Here is a 19837-nt window from a genome sequence, read left to right as displayed (position 1 = left end):
GCAGTACAGCACAACGCAGTTCATTCAGAAGATCGCATCTTCGGCCCTGCCCGTTACACCGGCCTCCAGCAATTTCCGAACGGGGGCGAACGAGCGCCGGTGAATCACAGTGGGACCCAATCTGCGAAGTGCATCGAGATGGACAATTGTAGGATAGCCCTTGTGCCCGGCCAGGCCATATCCAGGATAAACCAGATCCAGTTCTCGCATTTCCCGGTCACGGCTGACCTTGGCCAGGATCGAGGCAGCAGCAATAGCAGGGATTTGGCTATCTCCCTGAATCACTGAAGCACATGGCACCGGTAGCGTTGGGCAGCGATTACCATCAATCAACGCCCGACGTGGTATCACACTCAACCCAGCGACGGCTCGCTGCATCGCCAACATCGTGGCATGCAGGATATTCAATTGATCGATTTCATCCACATTAGCCCTGGCTATGCTCCAAGCCAGAGCCTTATCACAAATCTCATCGAATAGCTTTTCACGTCGCGCTTCACTGAGCTTCTTCGAATCATTGAGTCCCTGAATCGGTCGGCCTGGATCAAGAATTACCGCAGCAGTGACCACAGGACCGCACAATGGGCCTCGGCCGACCTCATCGACACCCGCTACCAGCTCCTCGACGAGCGAAAAATCCAGCCCCAGTTGCATCAGGCAATTCCCGCCACATGTAGAACCACATCTGCAGCTCGTTCGGAAGCGTTACAACGCAGCGCCTTATGCATAGCAGCAAAGCTCGCAGTTTGCAGTTCGCCCTTTTCGAGCAATGGAGAGAGCAGCTCGAACATGGCTTGTGGCGTCGCATCGTCCTGAATGAGCTCTGGAACCAGCATGCGCCCAGCCAACAAATTGGGTAGCGAGAAAAAAGGAGTTTTTACCAGACGCTTGGCAATTCGGTAAGTCATTGGAGAAACTCGGTAAGCTACAACCATCGGCCGTTTGTATAGCATGGCCTCGAGTGTTGCAGTTCCCGAAGCGATCAAGACTGCATCACAGGCAGCCAGAACCTCATGAGATCGACCATCGAACAGGGTAAGCGGCAAGTCATCTTTGCCAATCAGCATTTGCTCGAGCTGCTGGCGGCGTGCCTGATTGGCACAGGGAACAATAAAACGTACATTCGGACGATTGGCCCTCAATAACCTCGCCGCTTCGAAAAAAAGCTCACCCAAACGGGCAACTTCACCGCCACGACTACCCGGCATGAGCGCGACCACAAGCTGGTCCTGCGGCAAATTCAGAGCGCCTCGTGCTGCCTGCCGGTCCGCCTCGAGCGGAATGATATCGGCCAGGGGGTGACCGACAAAACGTACAGGTACCCGATGCTCCTCGTAAAAGCGAGCCTCGAAAGGCAATAGCGTCAGCATCATGTCGCAAGCGTCACGAATCGTGAAAACTCGTTTCTGTCGCCAAGCCCATACCGAAGGGCTGACATAATGTACGGTGCGGATTCCTGCCTTGCGTAGCCTGAGCTCCAATCCCAGATTGAAATCGGGAGCATCGATACCAATGAAGACATCAGGCCGGCTCTCGATCAGGGTGTTAAGCAAGCGGTGACGTCGCAATATCAGCTCAGGCAGTCTTCCCAAGACCTCTACTAACCCCATGACAGCAAGGCGTTCTTGAGGAAAATAGGAATCGAGCCCTTGCGCCTGCATCCTCGGCCCACCGATACCGATGAATTCGATATGGGGATGATGCTTTTTCAGGGCTTGCATCAAGCCGGCACCCAGAATATCTCCGGAAGCTTCTCCTGCAACCAGAGCGACACGAAACAGGCGATCTCCGTTAGCGAGTGATGCCACGCTTCGAATCCTTGATCGAGTCACGGAATGTAGCTACCTCAGGATATCGGGTAGCATCTTCGAGCAACTCATCGAGCGCCTCTTCAATCGTGAAATTCTTGCGATAGACCGTCTTGTAGGCACGGCGCAAAGCCTGCACAGCCTCAACGGAGAAACCTCGCCTGCGCATACCTTCGAAGTTCATGCTGCGCGCTTCAGCAGGATTGCCAAGAACAGTCACGAACGCCGGTACGTCCTTGACGATACCCGAACCCATGCCGCAGAAACTATGCGGGCCGATATGACAATACTGATGAACCAGAACATAACCGGAAATGATGGCCCAGTCACCGACATGCACATGGCCGGCAAGTCCGGCATTATTGATGATGATGCAATGATTGCCTACCACGCAGTCATGTCCAATATGGGCATAGGCCATGACGAGGTTGTGACTACCTATAATGGTTTCCGAACGATCCTGGATAGTCCCTCGATGAATGGTCACACCTTCCCGGATAATATTGTGATCACCTATCACTAGCCGGGTCGGCTCTCCCTTGTACTTCATATCGGGAGTATCTTCCCCAATCGAGGAAAACTGGAAAATTCGGTTGTTCTTGCCAATTTTCGCTGGCCCTTTGACGATTACATGCGGGCCGATAACTGTACCTGAATCGATCTCGACATCTGGTCCAATGATTGACCATGGACCTACCTCGACATCGTCGGCCAACCTGGCCGAAGGATCGATGATGGCGCGAGAATCGATAATCTTCATAGCTTGCGTTCCGCACAAATGATTTCAGCCGAACATACAGGCTTGCCATCGACGGTTGCCTGGCAATCGAATTTCCAGATCGAGCGCTTGGCACTAATGAAGGTTGCATCAAGAATCAGTTGGTCGCCAGCCAGGACAGGTTGCCGAAGACGTACTTTATCTGAACCAACGAAATAATAGAGCGTACCGTCGGCTGGCGTTACGTCGAGCATTTTAAAACCAAGGATTCCAGCTGCCTGGGCCATGGCTTCGATAATCAACACTCCCGGCATGATCGGGTGTTGCGGAAAATGCCCGTTGAAAAACGGCTCGTTGATGGTGACGTTCTTATAAGCGCGAATGCGCTTGGCCTCTGTGTCCAGCTCTACCACCCGATCGACCAGCAGGAAGGGATAGCGGTGCGGTAGATATTCGCGAATCTCGTTGATGTCCATCATTTTCAGGAAAAGGGCCTGTTATAAAAGAAAGTCCGGGCGGGCCGTTCGCTCCAAAGCTGCCAACGGATTTCCGCAGCCTGAAGATCAGGCTGCGAATTAGGCATCAGGAACAGTATCGTTGTCACCAGCAGTCATGGCTGCCAAGCGTTTTTCCAACTGCTGCAGGCGTCGCGCCATATCATCCAGTTGATGAAAGCGTGCAGCACTTCTTCTCCATTCCGCGGCAGGCTGTATGCCAGTTCCAGACGAATAGGCACCAGGCTTGGAAATGGAACGCGTCACCATGGTCATGCCGGTAAAGAATACGTCATCGCAAATTTCCAGATGACCGGCCATACCGACAGCTCCACCAATAATGCAGCGACGGCCAATCTTCGAGCTGCCGGAAATACCAACGCAGGCGGCCATGGCAGTATGATCGCCAACTTGGACGTTGTGTCCAATCATGATCTGGTTATCGAGTTTCACTCCATTTCCCAGCCAGGTATCAGAGAGCGCTCCTCGATCAACAGTGGTATTCGCACCGATTTCGACATCGTCACCAATCTGCACTCCGCCAAGCTGGGCAATTTTCTGCCAGCTATCTTTCTCCTTGGCGAAACCGAACCCTTCCCCTCCTACTACGGCACCCGACTGCATGACAACCCGCTGGCCGATCACTACATCATGATAAAGAGTGACTCTGGGAGCCAGACGCCCGCCTTCGCCAATTCGACAACGAGCACCAATGAAACAGTGGGCACCGATCACAACCTCAGGGCCAATCCAGACTCCCGGCTCGATGACCACGTAGGGCCCGATACTGGCAGTAGGATCGATCTGGACGTCATCGGCAACCACGGCTGTCGGATGAATCCCCTTGATGGCTGGTAGGCGAGTTTCAAATAAGTGGGAAACACGCGAATAAGCCAGATAGGGATCGCTAACAATCAATGCGGCTTCCGGACAGGCTTCGGCATCTTCTGCTTTCAGAATGACGGCGGCAGCACGACACTCCGGCAAGAATTTGCGGTACTGCTTGTCGACCAGGAACGTCAGGTGCTCTGGTCCCGCCTCCTGCAATGGCGCAAGTCCTCTGACCACCGCATCAGGATTACCTTTCAAGTTAGCACCAAGATACGCTGCCAGGTGACCGAGAGTAAGCACGATGGAACGCTCCATAAATCAGCGCAGTTGGTTCATACGCTCGATAACACGACGGGTGATATCGTATTGCGGTTTGACATCGACCACGGCTCCCCGCTCGAATACGAAATCGTAATCACCACTCTTGATCACCTCCTCGACAGCCTTGTCCAGCTTGGGCTTGAGCTGCTTGAGCATGTCGCGATCGGACACGGCTTTGGCATCGTTCAATTCCTTGGATTGGAATTGGAAATCGCGTGCCTTCTGCTTGAACTCCAGCTCGAGACGCTCTCGCTCCCCCTGTGACATTTTTTCACCGTCTTTTGAGACGCGATCCTGGATTCGCTTGGCATCGTCTTCAAGCCGCTTGAGCTTGTCCAGTTGAGGGCCGAATTTTTTCTCTGCATCGACCGCATAGCGTTTGGCGGCGTCCGATTCGAGCAAGGCCATCTGGTAATTGAGTACGGCGATCTTCAAATCGGCAAATACTGGAGTTGCAATCAAGGTTGCAGAAGCTAAAAGGATTTGAATCAACTTACGCACGGCGAAGTCACTCCTCAAATAATGAATGGCCCGTAGCCGAAAGCTCCAGGCAATTAAAAGGTTTGTCCCATTGAGAACTGGAAGAACTGGGTTTCCGCATCCTTGGGCTTGCTTACAGGTAAAGCCAAACTGAAACTGAGCGGGCCAAAACCACTGACCCAGGTTCCTCCAATCCCGATGGAGTGCGCCATATCGGTCAGGTCAATATTGCTACAATCTTTAGAGCCTGATCGGCAATTGGTATCAAACACGTTACCTGCATCCCAGAAAACGCTGGTACGAAAGGATTTTTGGTCCTGAACGAAAGGTACCGGGAACAGTATTTCCGCTCCTCCTGTGATCAACACATTACCACCATAAGGTTCCGGACTCTGGTCATCGTCTTCCAGAGTCCCTTTGCGGCCTCCATTGGCCTCTCCTCGACTGGGTGTACTACGAGGGCCAAGCGTATTGTCCTGGAACCCACGAACCGAGCTGAAACCACCTGCATAATAGTGCTCGTAGAACGGCATGCGGGTTGTAGAACCAAAGCCATCGCCATATCCGAGGCGACCATGCAAGCGGAAGGTATAATCTTGGTTTATAGGGAAGAAAGCCTGATTATTGTAATCAATCTTGTAGTAATACAGGTCGCTGGCAGGAAGACTTGTCTCGAATGTCAGGCTTTGTGAAGCACCACGGTTGGGCATTATTCCTCGATTCAGGGTCGACTCCGACCAACCGACCGATGCCTTGAAGTTGAGGAAGTTCTTACCCTCTTTATCAAGAAAATCGAAAATCTCATCCACGGTATAGCGACCGGTACTAATGTCGTCTTGCTGCACGCTCGCACCGAATGTGAGGCGAGCCGTTTCACTGATGGGGTAACCAATATTGACTCCACCCCCCATACTATCGATCGAATAGCTGGAAACATCGTAATTCAGATCGCTGTAATCCGTGGTGCGATAGAAAGCATTATAGCCAAGGCTGATTCCATCCTCGGTCCAGTAGGGATTGAGAAAGCCAAAGTTATAGGTAGTCTGATATTCGCTTTGGTTGAGCCCCACTGTGACACGATTACCAGTACCGAGGAAGTTGCTCTGGTCAATCGACCCTCCCAGAATCAAACCGGAGTTCTGGGCAAAACCGACACTCGCCGTAACCGAACCAGATGGCTGCTCTTCAACCGTATAGTTAACATCGACCTGATCGTCGGTACCTGGTACGGCAGGCGTTTCGACTGCCACCGTACTGAAATACCCCAGCCGCTCCAAGCGCATCTTGGATTGGTCTATCAGGTAAGTGGAGGCCCAGCCACCTTCCATTTGGCGCATCTCACGACGCAAAACCTCATCGTCGGTTTTGGTATTTCCACGAAAATTGATTCGGTTGACGTAAGCTCGCTTGCCTGGATCAACGACGAATGTGATTGACACGGTTTTATCTTCGTCATGTGGTTCGGGAATACCATTGACGTTGGCAAACGTATATCCCTCATTACCGAGGCGGCGAGTAATCAACTCCGAGGTGCTTGTCATTACGTTGCGCGAGAAAATCTGTCCCTGCTTCGATAACAGCAGCGCTTCGACTTCCTCACGAGGAACTTTAAGGTCACCACTGAGCTGTACATCACGCACCGTATAACGATCACCTTCGACGATATTGACAGTGATATAAACGCTTTTCTTATCTGGCGTGATAGATACCTGTGTCGAAGTTATATCCATATTGATATAGCCTCTATCCAGGTAATAAGAGCGCAGTCGCTCCAAATCACCAGCCAGTTTTTCGCGTGAATATTTATCGTCATTGCGAAAAAATGAAAGAAGGTTGGTTGTTTTCAGCTCAAACAAGTTTTCAAGGTCTTTATCTGGAAAAAGGCTGTTTCCAACGACATTGATATGCTTGATTGCAGCGACCGAACCTTCATTAATTTTAATCTTGAGGGACACTCGGTTACGCGGTTGTGGCAGCACTTCGGCTTCGATGCTGGCAGAATAACGACCTTGTGCAACATATTGGCGCTGCAATTCGTTTCTTATGCCATCGAGCGTGGCCTGCTGAAAAATTTCGCCCTCGGCCAATCCTGATTGCTGCAATCCCTTGAGCAAATCCTCGCTTTTGATCGCCTTGTTCCCCTCGATTTCGATATTGGAGATCGAAGGACGCTCGACCACACTGATAACGAGAACGTTACCTTCTCGGCCAATCTGGATATCCTGGAAAAAACCAGTTCTGAATAATGAGCGAGTCGCCTCAACCAGACTTCTTTCGTCAGCTACGTTACCAACGTTAAGTGGCAACGCACTAAAAACGCTACCAGCGGAAACCCGTTGCAGGCCGTTTACACGAATATCTGAAATTGTAAAGGACTCGGCGTGAACCTCAGCAACCATAAATGCTGAAAAAACAACCGGTAGCAGCAGACGTTTCATGAAGTCATTTCTTGAAAAACCTTAAAAAGAACTGCTTGGCGAGAACTCTTGGCTTCAGAGGCGACCTATATCGTTAACCAAGGCCAACAACATCACCCCAATCACTAGACTAATGCCAATTTGCATACCCCAGGCCTGTACTTTCTCTGGCAATGGAGCTCCACGGACCCATTCGATCAAATAGAAAAGCAAATGTCCTCCATCAAGGACAGGAATGGGCAAAAGATTGAGTACACCCAAGCTGATACTCAGGTAGGCAAGAAAGTTTAGAAAGTCCCCCAGACCTGACTGGGCAGAAGCGCCCGCTACTTTAGCAATCGTTATCGGGCCACTCAAGTTTTTTACCGAAAGCTCTCCAAAAAGCATTTTCTTCAGAGAATCAAGCGTAAGCAAGCTCATCGACCAGGTTTTTCTGGCACCTTCGGCAATGGCATCAATCGGTCCGAAACGGATTTCCTGCAGCATTTCCTGCGGCCATTCTGCCGGTTGAACACCAGCGCCCAGATAGCCACGCCGAGCCTCACCTTCACCACGAACCCCTAACGTCAAAGCCATATCCATCGAGCGGCCGTCCCGCTCGACCAATAGTGTAATGGGTTGCCCAGCAAGCTCTCTGATTTGATCGACAATAACGTACCAATCGCTTACGGATCGGCCATTGAGTTGCAACAGGCGATCACCGACTTGAAGACCTGCCGCTCGCGCCGGTCCCTGTTCATCGAGCTCAGCAATGACTGGCACGATCACGGGACGCCAAGGCTTGATCCCGAGTGAATCGATCGGGTTGGGCTCATCGACATTCTTCAACCAATTCTCAAGCTGGATTACATGTTCTGTTTCAAGGGTAGCGTTTCGCTCGCGAACAACGAGATCCAATTGGCCAGTCTCGCCAAGGCGCTTCACCAGTTGCAGGTTGACTGCAGCCCAACCGCTAATACCTTCCCCATCGACAGAAACAATTTCCTGGCCAGCTGACAAACCTGCCGAATCGGCAAGGCTGCCCGGCTCAACTGAGCCGATGATTGGTCTCCCCTGTTGCGAGCCAAGCATTGCCAATAACCAGAAGAATAAAAATGCCAGAATGAAATTAGCCAGTGGGCCAGCGAACACAATGGCAAAACGTTGCTTTACCGTTTTCCGATTGAAAGCCTGGCCTATCTCTCCAGAGGAAACTTCTTCTTCTCTTTCATCCAGCATTTTCACGTAGCCCCCCAGCGGGATGGCAGCTACAACGAACTCTGTTCCATGCCGATCATGCCAACGAACCAGTGGAGTACCAAAGCCCACCGAGAAACGTAGAACCTTCACTCCACAACGCCTTGCCATCCAAAAATGGCCAAACTCATGGAACGTAACCAGTATGCCTAACGCAACCAAGGTACCGATGATCATGTAGAGAGCATTCATCAAAATCCTCCAGGGCGGCAGGTAGAAGCCGGCTCTGCGATCATTAGCGATCGTAGTTATTCAACCAGCTTTCGGCCAAGGCGCGGGCACGTTCGTCGGCTGTCAGCACATCATCCAGGCAGGTTGTCGGGATTGAAGCCTCACGTTCAAGCACATGCTCAATGACATCGGCTATTTCAGTAAAACGAATTCGCCGATTCAAAAATGCCGCAACAGCTATTTCATTGGCGGCATTCAGCATCGCTGGGGCCGTTCCGCAAGTCACGGCAGCCTGACGAGCCAAGCGTAGACAGGGAAAGCGTTGCTCATCCGGCGATTCGAAATCAAGGCAGCCAATACGAAGCAGGTCCAGTGCCGAAACACCTGATTCGATACGCTCTGGCCAAGCCAAAGCATGTGCAATCGGCGTACGCATATCGGGGTTACCCAACTGCGCCAGAACCGAGCCATCTACGTAATCGACCATTGAGTGGATAACACTTTGCGGATGGATGATCACTTCGACCTGATCCGACCGGGCACCGAATAACCAACATGCCTCGATCAGCTCCAATCCTTTGTTCATCATGCTTGCCGAGTCGACTGAAATTTTTCGCCCCATGGACCAGTTGGGGTGAGCGCATGCCTGCTCTGGCGTGACATCGGCCAGTTGTGACATGGCAAACTTGCGGAAAGGTCCTCCCGAAGCAGTGAGAAGTATGCGGCGTATGCCTTTGCCAGCAATGGTTTCTGACTTGGGCGGAAGACATTGAAAGATCGCATTGTGCTCACTGTCTATCGGCAGCAATTCGGCGGAACTGGCGTGCAATGCCTGCATGAACAATGCACCAGACATTACCAGCGCTTCCTTGTTGGCTAAAAGCACGCGCTTGTTTGCCTGGATCGCCGACAGTGTCGGATGCAAACCCGCCGCTCCGACGATGGCTGCCATGACCACATCGACATCCGGATGAGCAGCAACATCACAAAGTCCGCTTCTACCCAGTAGAACTTGGGTTTTGAGGCCAGCATTGGCAAATTCTGTACGCAGAAAACGCGCATCAGCTTCTTCCGCCACAACTGCATACTGAGGCCGATGAATCAGGCATAGCTGAAATAATTCACGTATGCGGCTGAATCCGGTCAATGCAAAAACGCCATAGCGTTCCGGGTGTCGAGCTATTACATCGAGCGTACTAAGACCGATAGAACCGGTTGCGCCCAAAATGGTAACTTGTAGAGTACGACTCATCAATTTCCCCAACCCGCCAACCAAAGCAGAACGGCAAACACAGGAATGGCGGCCGTCAGGCTATCAATGCGATCAAGAATTCCCCCATGCCCAGGTAACAGCTGACTACTATCTTTTACTCCAGCGCTGCGCTTGAACATACTTTCCGTCAGATCCCCTACCACCGAAATCGCCACTACGATAGTCGATACAATCATCGCGGCGATTAATACCTGTATCGACCACCCCTGGTAAAGAACAGTGAATAAAGTTACGGCAAGACTGGATACCAATCCGCCCCAAAATCCCTCCCAGCTTTTTCCAGGACTGACTTTGGGAGCCAATTTGTGTCGACCGAGCTTTCTGCCTACGAAAAAAGCTCCGATATCGGCAACCCAGACCAACAGCATGACAGCCAGGATCAACCAATTTCCCTGAGGCCATGACTTGAGCAATACCAGCCCTTGCCAAGCAGGTAGCAGGATCAGCAGGCCAATGAACAGAGTTCTCGGCTTACCTACCCAAAATCGGCTGCTATCCGGGTACTTAAGAATCAGCATGATAGCCAATAACCACCAAGCAGCGCTTAGCAGCAAAAGTGGAATCGCCAACAGAGATAGCCAATGGAGGGCAACCAGGAGCAGCGCAACGACCAGCGCATAGCCCATACGATCAGCCTGGCTTGAAAGGCCAGCCAAGCGAGCCCACTCCCAAGCCCCCAAGGTGATCACAAAGCCGATGAACAAGGCAAACGGCAGGCCATCCAGTCCAAAGAAACCAAGTATCGAAATGAGGACGAGTATCGATGCTGTAATGATACGTTGTCTTAGCATTGAGTACTTGCCTCTGCCTCCACTTGCTCATCCGTCCTGCCGAAACGGCGCTGACGATCGGCAAAGGCGTCAAGCGCCTCGCGCATTGCTGCATGTTTGAAGTCGGGCCAATAAAGATCGGAAAAATACAGCTCTGTATAAGCTAACTGCCATAACAGGAAATTGCTGATACGCCGCTCGCCTCCTGTACGGATGCAAAGATCAGGCGAAGGCAGATCCCCAGTCGACAAATGATGCTGGAAAAATGCTGGCGTAATATCTTCCGGTTTGATTTGCCCGGCCTGGGCCTGCCTGGCCAAATCGCGAGCAGCCTGCAGGATATCCCATTGGCCACCATAATTGGCTGCGACTTGCAAAACGAGGCGCTGGCCGCTTTCCGTCAAGGTCTCAGCATCTCGGATGGCTACCTGCAATTCGGGATGAAAGCGAGAGCAGTCGCCAATAACTCGTAAACGAATACCATTATCTCTAAGCTTGCGAACTTCACGACGCAAAGCAGAAAGAAATAGTTCCATCAAGGCACCCACCTCATCGGCAGGCCGCTGCCAGTTTTCACTGGAAAACGCAAACAAAGTCAAAACTTCAACCTTGGCTTCGGCACACACTTCGATAACGGCACGAACAGCATCGACGCCGGCCTTATGTCCTGCGACTCCAGGCAACAAACGCCTTTTTGCCCAACGATTGTTACCATCCATGATGATTGCGACATGGCGAGGGGTTTTTCGCTCGGCAATCTGCCTGATCTTTTCCATGATCTACTCTACTTGCGCCTCACAGCGCTTCGAATGAAGAAAAGAAACTACCAGCCTGATTCCCCAGCGAACATTTTCAAGCTGGAAATCGATGCTATGGCAGACTTGGCACCAGCAGAAATAAATATGTTCAGCAACTGCACTAGCGAACAGATGGCTGAGTTTCGATGGCTCAATAACCATCGCAAAGAATCTTAGAATCAATGTCCGCCCCAGATTAGACTGCCATCAAATCGGCTTCTTTCTTGTCTAGAGCCTTGTCGATTTCCGCTATGAATTTATCGGTGATTTTCTGAACGTCATCCTGTGCCCGACGCTCTTCATCTTCACTGATTTCCTTTTCCTTGACCAAATCCTTGAGCTGGGCCAGAGCATCGCGGCGAATGTTTCGTACGGCAACTTTAGCCTGCTCGGTCTCAGTGCGAGCTTGACGAGTGAAGCCCTTACGAGTTTCTTCCGTGAGCGGAGGCATAGGAACACGAATCGTGGTTCCGGCAGTTGCCGGATTCAGACCGAGATCGGAAGTCATGATGGCTTTCTCAACTGCCTGGATCATGGACTTGTCGAATACTGCCAGCGCCAGAGTGCGAGCATCCTCTACCACGATATTAGCCACCTGACGAAGTGGCATGTCGCTACCATAGTAGGAAACCATGACGCTATCCAGAATACTGGGGTGAGCCCGCCCAGTACGGATCTTTGCAAAAGCCTGGGCCAATGTATCAACAGTCTTTTGCATACGCCCCTGCGTATCTTTTTTAATCTCGCTGATCATACATTCGTCTCCTCGATCAGGGTTCCTTCAGCTTCCCCCAGCACGATATTCAACAAAGCACCTGACTTGTTCATATTGAAAACTCGTAGAGGCATGTTGTGATCTCGGCAAAGGCAGATTGCAGTCAAATCCATGACCCCAAGCTTACGATCAAGCACGGCATCATACGTTAATCGTTCAAAGCGCTCCGCGTTCGGATCCTTGAATGGATCAGCGGTATAGACGCCATCGACCTTGGTAGCCTTGAGAACCATATCGGCATGGATTTCGATTGCGCGCAGACAGGCAGCGGAGTCAGTAGTAAAGAAAGGGTTTCCAGTTCCTGCCGAGAAGATGACTACTTCGCCGGAGTTCAGATGACGCATGGCCTTACGCCGATCATAATGATCGGTGACACCAACCATCGAGATTGCCGACATCACCAAGGCCGGGATGTTGGATCGCTCCAACGCATCGCGCATGGCAAGGGAATTCATTACCGTAGCCAGCATCCCCATGTGATCACCGGTGACACGATCCATGCCGGCAGCGGAAAGAGCCGCTCCACGAAAAAGATTGCCTCCCCCGATGACCAGACCGACCTGAACGCCTATCCCGATCAACTGGCCAACTTCCAGCGCCATGCGATCAAGAACCTTGGGATCGATGCCGAAATCTTCCGCCCCCATCAGGGCTTCGCCACTCAATTTGAGCAGAATACGTTTGTAACGAGGTTTGCGCCCGCTTACTGATTGGACCATCGGCATATCTCCCTAAGGCTTTTCTGTATAAGACTTTTCAAGTCGAAATCAACTGCGCTTCGACAACGTGACGGCTGTTTCGTGCCGGACGCCACAAGAAAAATACGGATGGAGAATCAAAGCCCATCTGAAGAAAAGGCTGCGCGCAACGATAGCGAGCAGCCTTACACTATAGCAACCTGCCTTACTGCTTGGTCGCAGCAACTTGAGCTGCAACTTCAGCAGCAAAATCGACCTCAATTTTTTCGATGCCCTCACCTACTTCAAAGCGCACGAAAGATATGACTTCGGCACCTGCTTTTTTGGCTAGATCACCAATCTTGACATCTGGATCCTTGACGAAAGGCTGCTCGACCAAGCTGGCCTCGGACAGGAATTTCTGGATACGTCCAGCAACCATCTTCTCGACGATTTCAGCAGGCTTACCCTTGACTTTCTCCTCATTGAGAGCCAGAAAAATTTCTTTTTCCTTGGCAATCAATTCCTCAGAGACTTGAGAAGGATTCAGTACCGCCGGGTTCGTTGCCGCGACATGCATAGCGATGTCCTTGGCCAATTCCGGATTACCGCCACTCAGAGCAACCAGCACAGCGATACGCTTGTTGCCATGAACGTAGCCACCGACGACCACACCTTCCACCCGATTGATGCGACGAATGCTGATGTTCTCACCGATCTTCTGAACCAGAGCCTCGCGATCTTTCTCACGCGCTTCAACCAGAGGAGCAACATCGTTCAGCCTGTCGGCAAATGCCTTCTCGACAGTGGCCTCGACAAAGCCAAGAAAGCTTTCATCACGGGCAACGAAATCGGTTTCAGAGTTGACTTCTACAACTACGCCATATTTACCATCGGCAGCAACCTTGATAGCAACCACACCATCGGCAGCAATACGACCAGCCTTTTTGGCAGCTTTGGCTTGACCAGACTTACGCAGATCGTCGATGGCTTTTTCGATATCACCATCGGCCTCGACCAAGGCCTTTTTACACTCCATCATGCCGAGACCGGTACGCTCACGCAGTTCTTTTACCAGGGCCGCAGAAACTTGTGCCATGTTATCAATCCTCTCGATTCGGTTTTTAACCAAGCCTTTCCTAGAACGGAGGCTATCAATTCTGGAGTGATAAAAAGGGGGCCAAGCCCCCTTTTTATCATTCGGGTAACACTATGCAGACGCTATGCTTCAGCCTTCAGCGGCCTCTGGAGCGACTTCCTCGACATATTCGTCGCTCACACCGGCATTCTGCCGTCCACGTAGGACAGCATCGGCCATGGCTCCCAGGTAGAGCTGCACGGCACGAATAGCATCATCGTTACCTGGGATAATGTAGTCGACACCTTCCGGGCTGCTGTTCGTATCGACAATACCTATAACCGGAATACCTAGCTTATTGGCTTCGGAAATGGCAATGCGCTCATGGTCGACGTCGATGACGAACATGGCGTCAGGCAAACCGCCCATGTCCTTGATACCACCCAGGCTGCACTCGAGCTTATCGAGGTCACGACTACGCATCAGGGCTTCTTTCTTGGTCAGCTTGTCGAAGGTACCATCCAGAGACTGGGCTTCCAGCTCACGCAAGCGCTTGATAGAGGCGCGGATGGTCTTGTAGTTGGTAAGCATGCCGCCGAGCCAGCGGTGATCGACGTATGGCATCTTGCAGCGGGCAGCTTCCTCGCGAACCAACTTGCCAGCGGATCGCTTGGTGCCGACGAACATGATTTTATTCTTGCCGCTGGCCAGCTTCTCAACAAAAGACAGAGCCTCATTGAACATCGGCAACGTCTTTTCGAGATTGATAATATGGATCTTGTTACGCGCACCGAAAATATACTTACCCATTTTCGGATTCCAGTAACGGGTTTGGTGGCCGAAGTGCACACCAGCCTTCAGCATGTCGCGCATGGTGACTTGAGACATGAATAGAGTTCCTTATGGAATTGGGTTAGGCCTCCACGCATCCCGCTATTCAACCCTTGCGGGCACCCAGAATAACGTGCCGATACGTGTGTGGATTCAGGCTTGACGAGAATAGCTCTCCATCAAGCGGCGCACTTTATAGCACAAAACCGTATCACGGGCTACCAAACGATTTGGATGGTTCGACCCGTGGTCGCCTGCAGTTCTGCAAGCTTTCGTTTATCATTTCATACCTGTCTTTAGTTTGCTTAGCTCCACTATGTGCGCCAGCGCGCCGATGAGGATTGAATGCCTGTCACCATAAAATCCCCCGAGGAAATCGAAAAAATGCGTGTAGCTGGCCGGCTGGCCGCAGAGGTGCTGGAAATGATCGCCGAACACGTCAAGCCGGGAGTGACGACCGAGGAGCTTGACCGTATCTGCCATGACTACATCGTCGATGTGCAGCAGGCCATTCCCGCTCCACTCAACTACAAAGGCTATCCAAAATCGATTTGCACATCGGTCAACCATGTGGTCTGTCATGGCATTCCTAACGAAAAACCCTTGAAGGAAGGCGATATCGTCAATATCGATATCACCGTCATCAAGGATGGTTATCACGGCGATACCAGCAAGATGTTCCTGGTTGGCAAGACTTCGGAATGGGCCGAACGCCTTTGCAAAATCACCCAAGAATGCCTTTATAAAGGTATAGCGATGGTCCGCCCTGGCACTCATTTGGGCGATATTGGCGAGACCATTCAAAAACATGCGGAGAAGAATGGTTTTTCCGTCGTCCGAGAGTATTGCGGTCATGGTATCGGCAAGGTATTCCACGAGGAGCCACAAGTCTTGCACTATGGCCGTGCCAATACAGGCATGGAACTCCAAGAAGGCATGACCTTCACGATCGAACCGATGATCAATCAGGGCCGCGCCGAGACTCGCCTGCTGGGCGATGGCTGGACAGCCATCACCAAGGACCGCAAGTTGTCGGCTCAACTGGAACACACCGTACTGGTCACTGCCGATGGATACGAAATCCTGACGCTACGTAGTGATGACACTATTGCGCGGACAACTGGCTGAATTCCAACGAGCGCACGCTCGATACAGATTCAAGGAGGGCTTCCATGATCAGAAGGGATCCCGATCTGTTTGACTACGGCCAGTTCCAGACGGAACTGGTACTCCAAAGCAGCCCTATCACAGCATTCAAGAAAGCCATTCGCCAGGCTCGTGAAGTGCTGGACGAACGCTTTGCCAACGGTAGGGATATTCGTAAGCTGATCGAAAGCCGCGCGTGGTTTATCGATCAAATCCTGCAAACCGCCTGGGAGCGTTTCGACTGGAGCGACGAGATCGAAATAGCCTTGCTGGCAGTCGGTGGCTATGGTCGCGGGGAGTTGCATCCCTACTCGGATATAGATCTGTTGATTCTGCTCGGCGAAGGCAAACAGGAAACTTTTCGTGAACCGATCGAGCGATTTCTGACCCTGCTTTGGGATATCGGCCTCGAAGTTGGGCAAAGCGTACGCTCCATCCATGAATGTGCTGAAGAAGCTCGGGCCGATCTAAGCGTCATCACCAATCTGATGGAAAGCCGCACCATCGCGGGTCCCGAATATTTACGCCAAGCCATGCTCGATGTGACCAGCCCCGAACGGATGTGGCCAAGCGATGAGTTTTTTCTGGCCAAGCAAAAGGAACAATGGCTGCGCCACGACAAATACAACGATACCGAATATAACCTGGAGCCCAACGTAAAAGGCTCGCCAGGTGGCTTGCGCGACATCCAGACCATCTTCTGGATTGCTCGCCGGCAATTCGGTACGTCTGATCTGCCGACCATGGTGTACAAGGGCTTTCTGCTGGAGGGCGAGTACACCGTGCTTACATCCTGCCAGGAGTTTCTCTGGAGTGTGCGCTATGCCCTGCACATGCTCGCCGGCCGTGCAGAAGACCGTCTGCTGTTCGATTATCAACGGCAAATCGCCGGCTTGCTGGGACTCAAAGACAACGATGCGAAGCTGGCCGTCGAACGCTTTATGCAGAAGTACTACCGTGTCGTCATGGAAGTTGCCGAACTGAGCGACCTGATCAAGCAGTATTTCGAAGAGATGATCCTAGGCTCGGAAAACGACGAGTCGGTACAGCCATTGAACGAGCATTTCCAGATACGCGATGGCTATCTCGAAGTTACCCATGACAAAGTTTTCGAGCAAACCCCCAGCGCTATTCTAGAAGTTTTCGTACTACTCGCCCAACATCCGGAAATCAAAGGCGCGCGCGCAACTACCATACGCTTGCTGCGCGATCACCGTTATCTGATAGACGACAAGTTCCGTGCTGATCCACAGAATATCAGCCTTTTTATTGAGCTCTTCAAAAGGCCCGAGGGTATCCACCGCAACCTGCGCAGAATGAGCCGGTACGGCATCCTGGGACGTTACCTCCCGGAATTTGGCGATATTATCGGGCAGATGCAGCACGACCTTTATCATATTTATACGGTCGACGCGCATACGCTCAACGTCATCAAGCACATAAGAAAGCTCAAGCGCCCGGAACAGGCGGAAAAGTACTCCCTGGCGAGCAAGCTGCTGGACAAGCTGGCAAAACCTGAGCTGATCTACATTGCCAGCCTCTATCACGATATTGCCAAGGGGCGCGGTGGCAATCATTCCGAGTTGGGGGCAATCGATGCCCGGAAATTCTGCGAGCGCCACAACCTGCCAGCCTGGGATACCCATTTGATTGTCTGGCTAGTGCGCAATCATCTGGCCATGTCCAGCACAGCGCAACGCAAGGATCTATCCGATCCTCAAGTGATCAACGATTTCGCTCAATTGGTAGGTGACGAAATCTACCTCAACTACCTGTATATCCTGACCGTCGCCGATATCAACGCCACCAATCCTTCGCTATGGAACTCCTGGCGGGCCAGCTTGCTTCGTCAGCTTTATACCGAAACCAAGCGGGCACTCAAGCGCGGCCTGGAAAATCCATTGGACCGGGAAGAACAGATTCGCCATACCCAGATAGCTGCGCTCGATCAGCTAGTGCGCAGCGGGACTGACCCGGATGATGCGGAAATTCTCTGGTCACAACTGGGAGACGACTATTTTCTTCGGCATACCTCGGCAGACATTGCCTGGCATACCGAAGCGATCATTGATCATCCTGGCAACAATGGCCCACTGATACTGATCAAGGAAACAACCCAGAGAGACTTCGAGGGCGGTACACAAATCTTCATTTATGCACAAGACCAGCACGACTTCTTTGCCGTGACCGTGGCGGAAATGGACCAGCTCAACCTGAGCATTCACGATGCTCGAATCCTTACTTCCAGCAGCCAGTTCACCCTGGACACCTATATCGTGCTGGAAGCCGACGGCAGCCCTATCGGTCACGATCCGGAACGGATCGAAGAAATTCGCCAAGGCCTGATCGAAGGGCTGCGCAACCCGGATGAATACCAGAGCATTATCCAGCGCCGCGTACCACGACAGCTCAAGCATTTTGCCTTTGCACCTAAAGTCACCATCCATAACGATACCCAGCGCGCCCAGACCATCATCGAAATCATCGCACCAGATCGGCCGGGCCTACTGGCACGGGTCGGTCGACTGTTCCGGGAGTTCGAACTTTCAGTGCAGAATGCCAAGATCGCGACCCTCGGCGAACGAGTGGAAGACATTTTCTTTGTGACTGACGCGAGACACCAGCCGCTATCCGACCTCAAACTCTGTACGCGCCTGCAACAGGCACTGATCGAGCAGTTATCGGAAGAGAATGGAATCCAGCTCTCGCCCAGTAGTTTCACGATATGAAACAGGTGCGAGCATAGCTCGCATGATTCGACCCCGAGCAGCAGTGCCCGCCCTGGATAAACTCATGAATGACGCCTTGAATACCCTGCAACCCTACCCGTTCGAAAAACTTCGTGCGTTATTGGCAGGCTCGCAACCAACCAGTGACAAACGGGCGATTGCCCTGTCGATTGGTGAACCCAAGCACAATTCCCCGGATTTCGTGCTACAAACCCTGGCTGAAAATCTGCACCAGCTTGCCGTCTACCCCACTACCCAAGGCACCTTGGCCTTGCGCGAAGCCGTTGCCGGCTGGTGCGAGCGGCGTTTCCGCTTGGGTCAAGGTAGCCTTGATCCAGCCAGCCAAGTGCTACCTGTCAACGGAACTCGTGAAGCACTGTTTGCCTTCACTCAATCAGTAGTCAACCGTAATCCCGAAGCCTTGGTCGTCAGCCCGAATCCCTTCTACCAAATCTATGAGGGCGCAGCTCTACTAGCCGGTGCCAAACCGCACTACCTGCCTTGCCTGGAAGAAAACGGCTTCAATCCGGATTTCGACGCGGTTTCTAGCGAAACCTGGCAGCGCTGCCAAATTCTCTTCTTATGCTCCCCCAGTAATCCCACCGGTGCCTTGCTGCCACTGGAAACGCTGAAGAAACTCATCATGCTGGCCGACGAACATGATTTCGTGATTGCTGCCGATGAGTGCTATAGCGAGCTGTATTTTGATGAAGAAAATCCGCCAGCAGGATTACTGACAGCCTGTATCGAACTCGACCGCCAGGATTTCAAGCGCTGCGTCATCTTCCATAGCCTTTCCAAGCGTTCCAACCTTCCCGGGCTTCGCTCTGGCTTCGTCGCTGGCGATGCAGAGATTCTCAAGAGCTTTCTGCTCTACCGTACCTATCACGGTTGTGCTATGTCGCTTCCTACCCAGCTAGCCAGCATTGCAGCCTGGAACGAAGAAACTCATGTACAGGCCAACCGCGATCTGTATCGGGAAAAATTCACGGCCGTACTCGATATCCTTTCGCCAGTGCTGGATATCCACCGGCCGGATGGCGGCTTTTACCTGTGGCCAAAGACTCCGATCGACGACTGTACATTCACGCGGGAACTGTTCGTTCGTGAGTACGTCACCGTAGTGCCAGGTTCTTATCTCTCCAGAGAAGTGAACGGAGTGAATCCTGGCAGCAACCGTGTACGCATGGCCCTGGTCGCACCGTTGACCGAATGTGTCGAGGCGGCCAGACGCATCCGATCTTTCGTTCAAGATCTGCAATGACTTCGATCTTGCGCACTACGT

General features: G+C 52.1%; 18 protein-coding genes. 3 read left to right on the top strand and 15 right to left on the bottom strand.

The window, feature by feature from the left end; translation table 11 throughout:
• Nucleotides 1-24: 24 nt before the first annotated feature.
• The 15 genes from rnhB to rpsB all read right to left on the bottom strand — a co-directional run bounded on the left by rnhB (nt 25) and on the right by rpsB (nt 14734).
• Entirely contained in the window at nt 25-654 is a 630-nt protein-coding gene (rnhB, locus tag FHR87_RS10305; RefSeq protein ID WP_183166639.1) for a ribonuclease HII, read from the bottom strand.
• Complete coding sequence (gene lpxB / locus FHR87_RS10300) at nt 654-1808, bottom strand: lipid-A-disaccharide synthase (RefSeq protein ID WP_338021245.1); 1155 nt, start codon at nt 1806-1808, stop codon at nt 654-656. Before lpxB ends, rnhB begins: the two co-directional genes overlap by 1 nt.
• A complete protein-coding gene (gene lpxA, locus FHR87_RS10295) occupies nt 1792-2568 on the bottom strand; it encodes an acyl-ACP--UDP-N-acetylglucosamine O-acyltransferase (protein WP_183166638.1) in 777 nt (258 codons plus the stop codon). Before lpxA ends, lpxB begins: the two co-directional genes overlap by 17 nt.
• A complete protein-coding gene (fabZ, locus tag FHR87_RS10290; RefSeq protein WP_183166637.1) occupies nt 2565-3005 on the bottom strand; it encodes a 3-hydroxyacyl-ACP dehydratase FabZ in 441 nt (146 codons plus the stop codon). Before fabZ ends, lpxA begins: the two co-directional genes overlap by 4 nt.
• Nucleotides 3006-3101: 96 nt before the next feature.
• Nucleotides 3102-4166: a UDP-3-O-(3-hydroxymyristoyl)glucosamine N-acyltransferase gene (gene lpxD / locus FHR87_RS10285; protein ID WP_183166636.1), complete on the bottom strand. Its 1065-nt coding sequence runs from the start codon at nt 4164-4166 to the stop codon at nt 3102-3104.
• Nucleotides 4167-4169: 3 nt separating this feature from the next.
• On the bottom strand, nt 4170-4673 hold the full coding sequence (locus tag FHR87_RS10280) for an OmpH family outer membrane protein (RefSeq protein ID WP_183166635.1): 504 nt from the start codon (nt 4671-4673) through the stop codon (nt 4170-4172).
• 53 nt (nt 4674-4726) lie between these two features.
• Nucleotides 4727-7090 carry an outer membrane protein assembly factor BamA gene (bamA, locus tag FHR87_RS10275; RefSeq protein ID WP_183166634.1) on the bottom strand — a complete coding sequence of 788 codons (2364 nt, stop codon included), beginning with the start codon at nt 7088-7090 and terminating at the stop codon, nt 4727-4729.
• A gap of 54 nt (nt 7091-7144) precedes the next feature.
• On the bottom strand, nt 7145-8497 hold the full coding sequence (gene rseP, locus FHR87_RS10270; protein WP_183166633.1) for an RIP metalloprotease RseP: 1353 nt from the start codon (nt 8495-8497) through the stop codon (nt 7145-7147).
• A gap of 43 nt (nt 8498-8540) precedes the next feature.
• Nucleotides 8541-9728 (bottom strand): 1-deoxy-D-xylulose-5-phosphate reductoisomerase, encoded by a 1188-nt coding sequence (gene ispC / locus FHR87_RS10265; protein WP_183166632.1) that lies wholly within the window; start codon nt 9726-9728, stop codon nt 8541-8543.
• Entirely contained in the window at nt 9728-10540 is an 813-nt protein-coding gene (locus FHR87_RS10260) for a phosphatidate cytidylyltransferase (RefSeq protein WP_183166631.1), read from the bottom strand. The genes ispC and FHR87_RS10260 overlap by 1 nt, the downstream gene beginning before the upstream one ends.
• On the bottom strand, nt 10534-11295 hold the full coding sequence (uppS, locus tag FHR87_RS10255; protein ID WP_183166630.1) for a polyprenyl diphosphate synthase: 762 nt from the start codon (nt 11293-11295) through the stop codon (nt 10534-10536). The genes FHR87_RS10260 and uppS overlap by 7 nt, the downstream gene beginning before the upstream one ends.
• Nucleotides 11296-11512: 217 nt before the next feature.
• The gene (frr, locus tag FHR87_RS10250; RefSeq protein WP_183166629.1) at nt 11513-12070 is read right to left on the bottom strand and encodes a ribosome recycling factor; all 558 of its coding nucleotides are present in this window, start codon (nt 12068-12070) and stop codon (nt 11513-11515) included.
• The gene (gene pyrH / locus FHR87_RS10245; RefSeq protein ID WP_183166628.1) at nt 12067-12810 is read right to left on the bottom strand and encodes a UMP kinase; all 744 of its coding nucleotides are present in this window, start codon (nt 12808-12810) and stop codon (nt 12067-12069) included. Before pyrH ends, frr begins: the two co-directional genes overlap by 4 nt.
• Before the next feature lie 184 nt (nt 12811-12994).
• Nucleotides 12995-13867 (bottom strand): translation elongation factor Ts, encoded by an 873-nt coding sequence (tsf, locus tag FHR87_RS10240; RefSeq protein ID WP_183166717.1) that lies wholly within the window; start codon nt 13865-13867, stop codon nt 12995-12997.
• A 129-nt stretch (nt 13868-13996) separates the two neighbouring features.
• A complete protein-coding gene (rpsB, locus tag FHR87_RS10235; RefSeq protein WP_183166627.1) occupies nt 13997-14734 on the bottom strand; it encodes a 30S ribosomal protein S2 in 738 nt (245 codons plus the stop codon).
• 288 nt (nt 14735-15022) lie between these two features.
• Between rpsB and map the strand changes: the two genes are divergently transcribed.
• The 3 genes from map to dapC all read left to right on the top strand — a co-directional run bounded on the left by map (nt 15023) and on the right by dapC (nt 19816).
• The gene (gene map / locus FHR87_RS10230) at nt 15023-15805 is read left to right on the top strand and encodes a type I methionyl aminopeptidase (RefSeq protein ID WP_183166626.1); all 783 of its coding nucleotides are present in this window, start codon (nt 15023-15025) and stop codon (nt 15803-15805) included.
• Nucleotides 15806-15849: 44 nt separating this feature from the next.
• A complete protein-coding gene (locus FHR87_RS10225) occupies nt 15850-18552 on the top strand; it encodes a [protein-PII] uridylyltransferase (protein WP_183166625.1) in 2703 nt (900 codons plus the stop codon).
• A gap of 64 nt (nt 18553-18616) precedes the next feature.
• Nucleotides 18617-19816, top strand: coding sequence for a succinyldiaminopimelate transaminase (dapC, locus tag FHR87_RS10220; RefSeq protein WP_183166624.1), 1200 nt, complete (start codon nt 18617-18619; stop codon nt 19814-19816).
• The last annotated feature ends 21 nt before the right edge of the window (nt 19817-19837 follow it).

Source organism: Azomonas macrocytogenes (genome assembly GCF_014191985.1).
Lineage (GTDB): Bacteria > Pseudomonadota > Gammaproteobacteria > Pseudomonadales > Pseudomonadaceae > Azomonas > Azomonas macrocytogenes.
The sequence above is the reverse complement of the archived record's forward strand: the minus strand, read 5'-3'. Positions and strand labels throughout refer to the sequence as shown.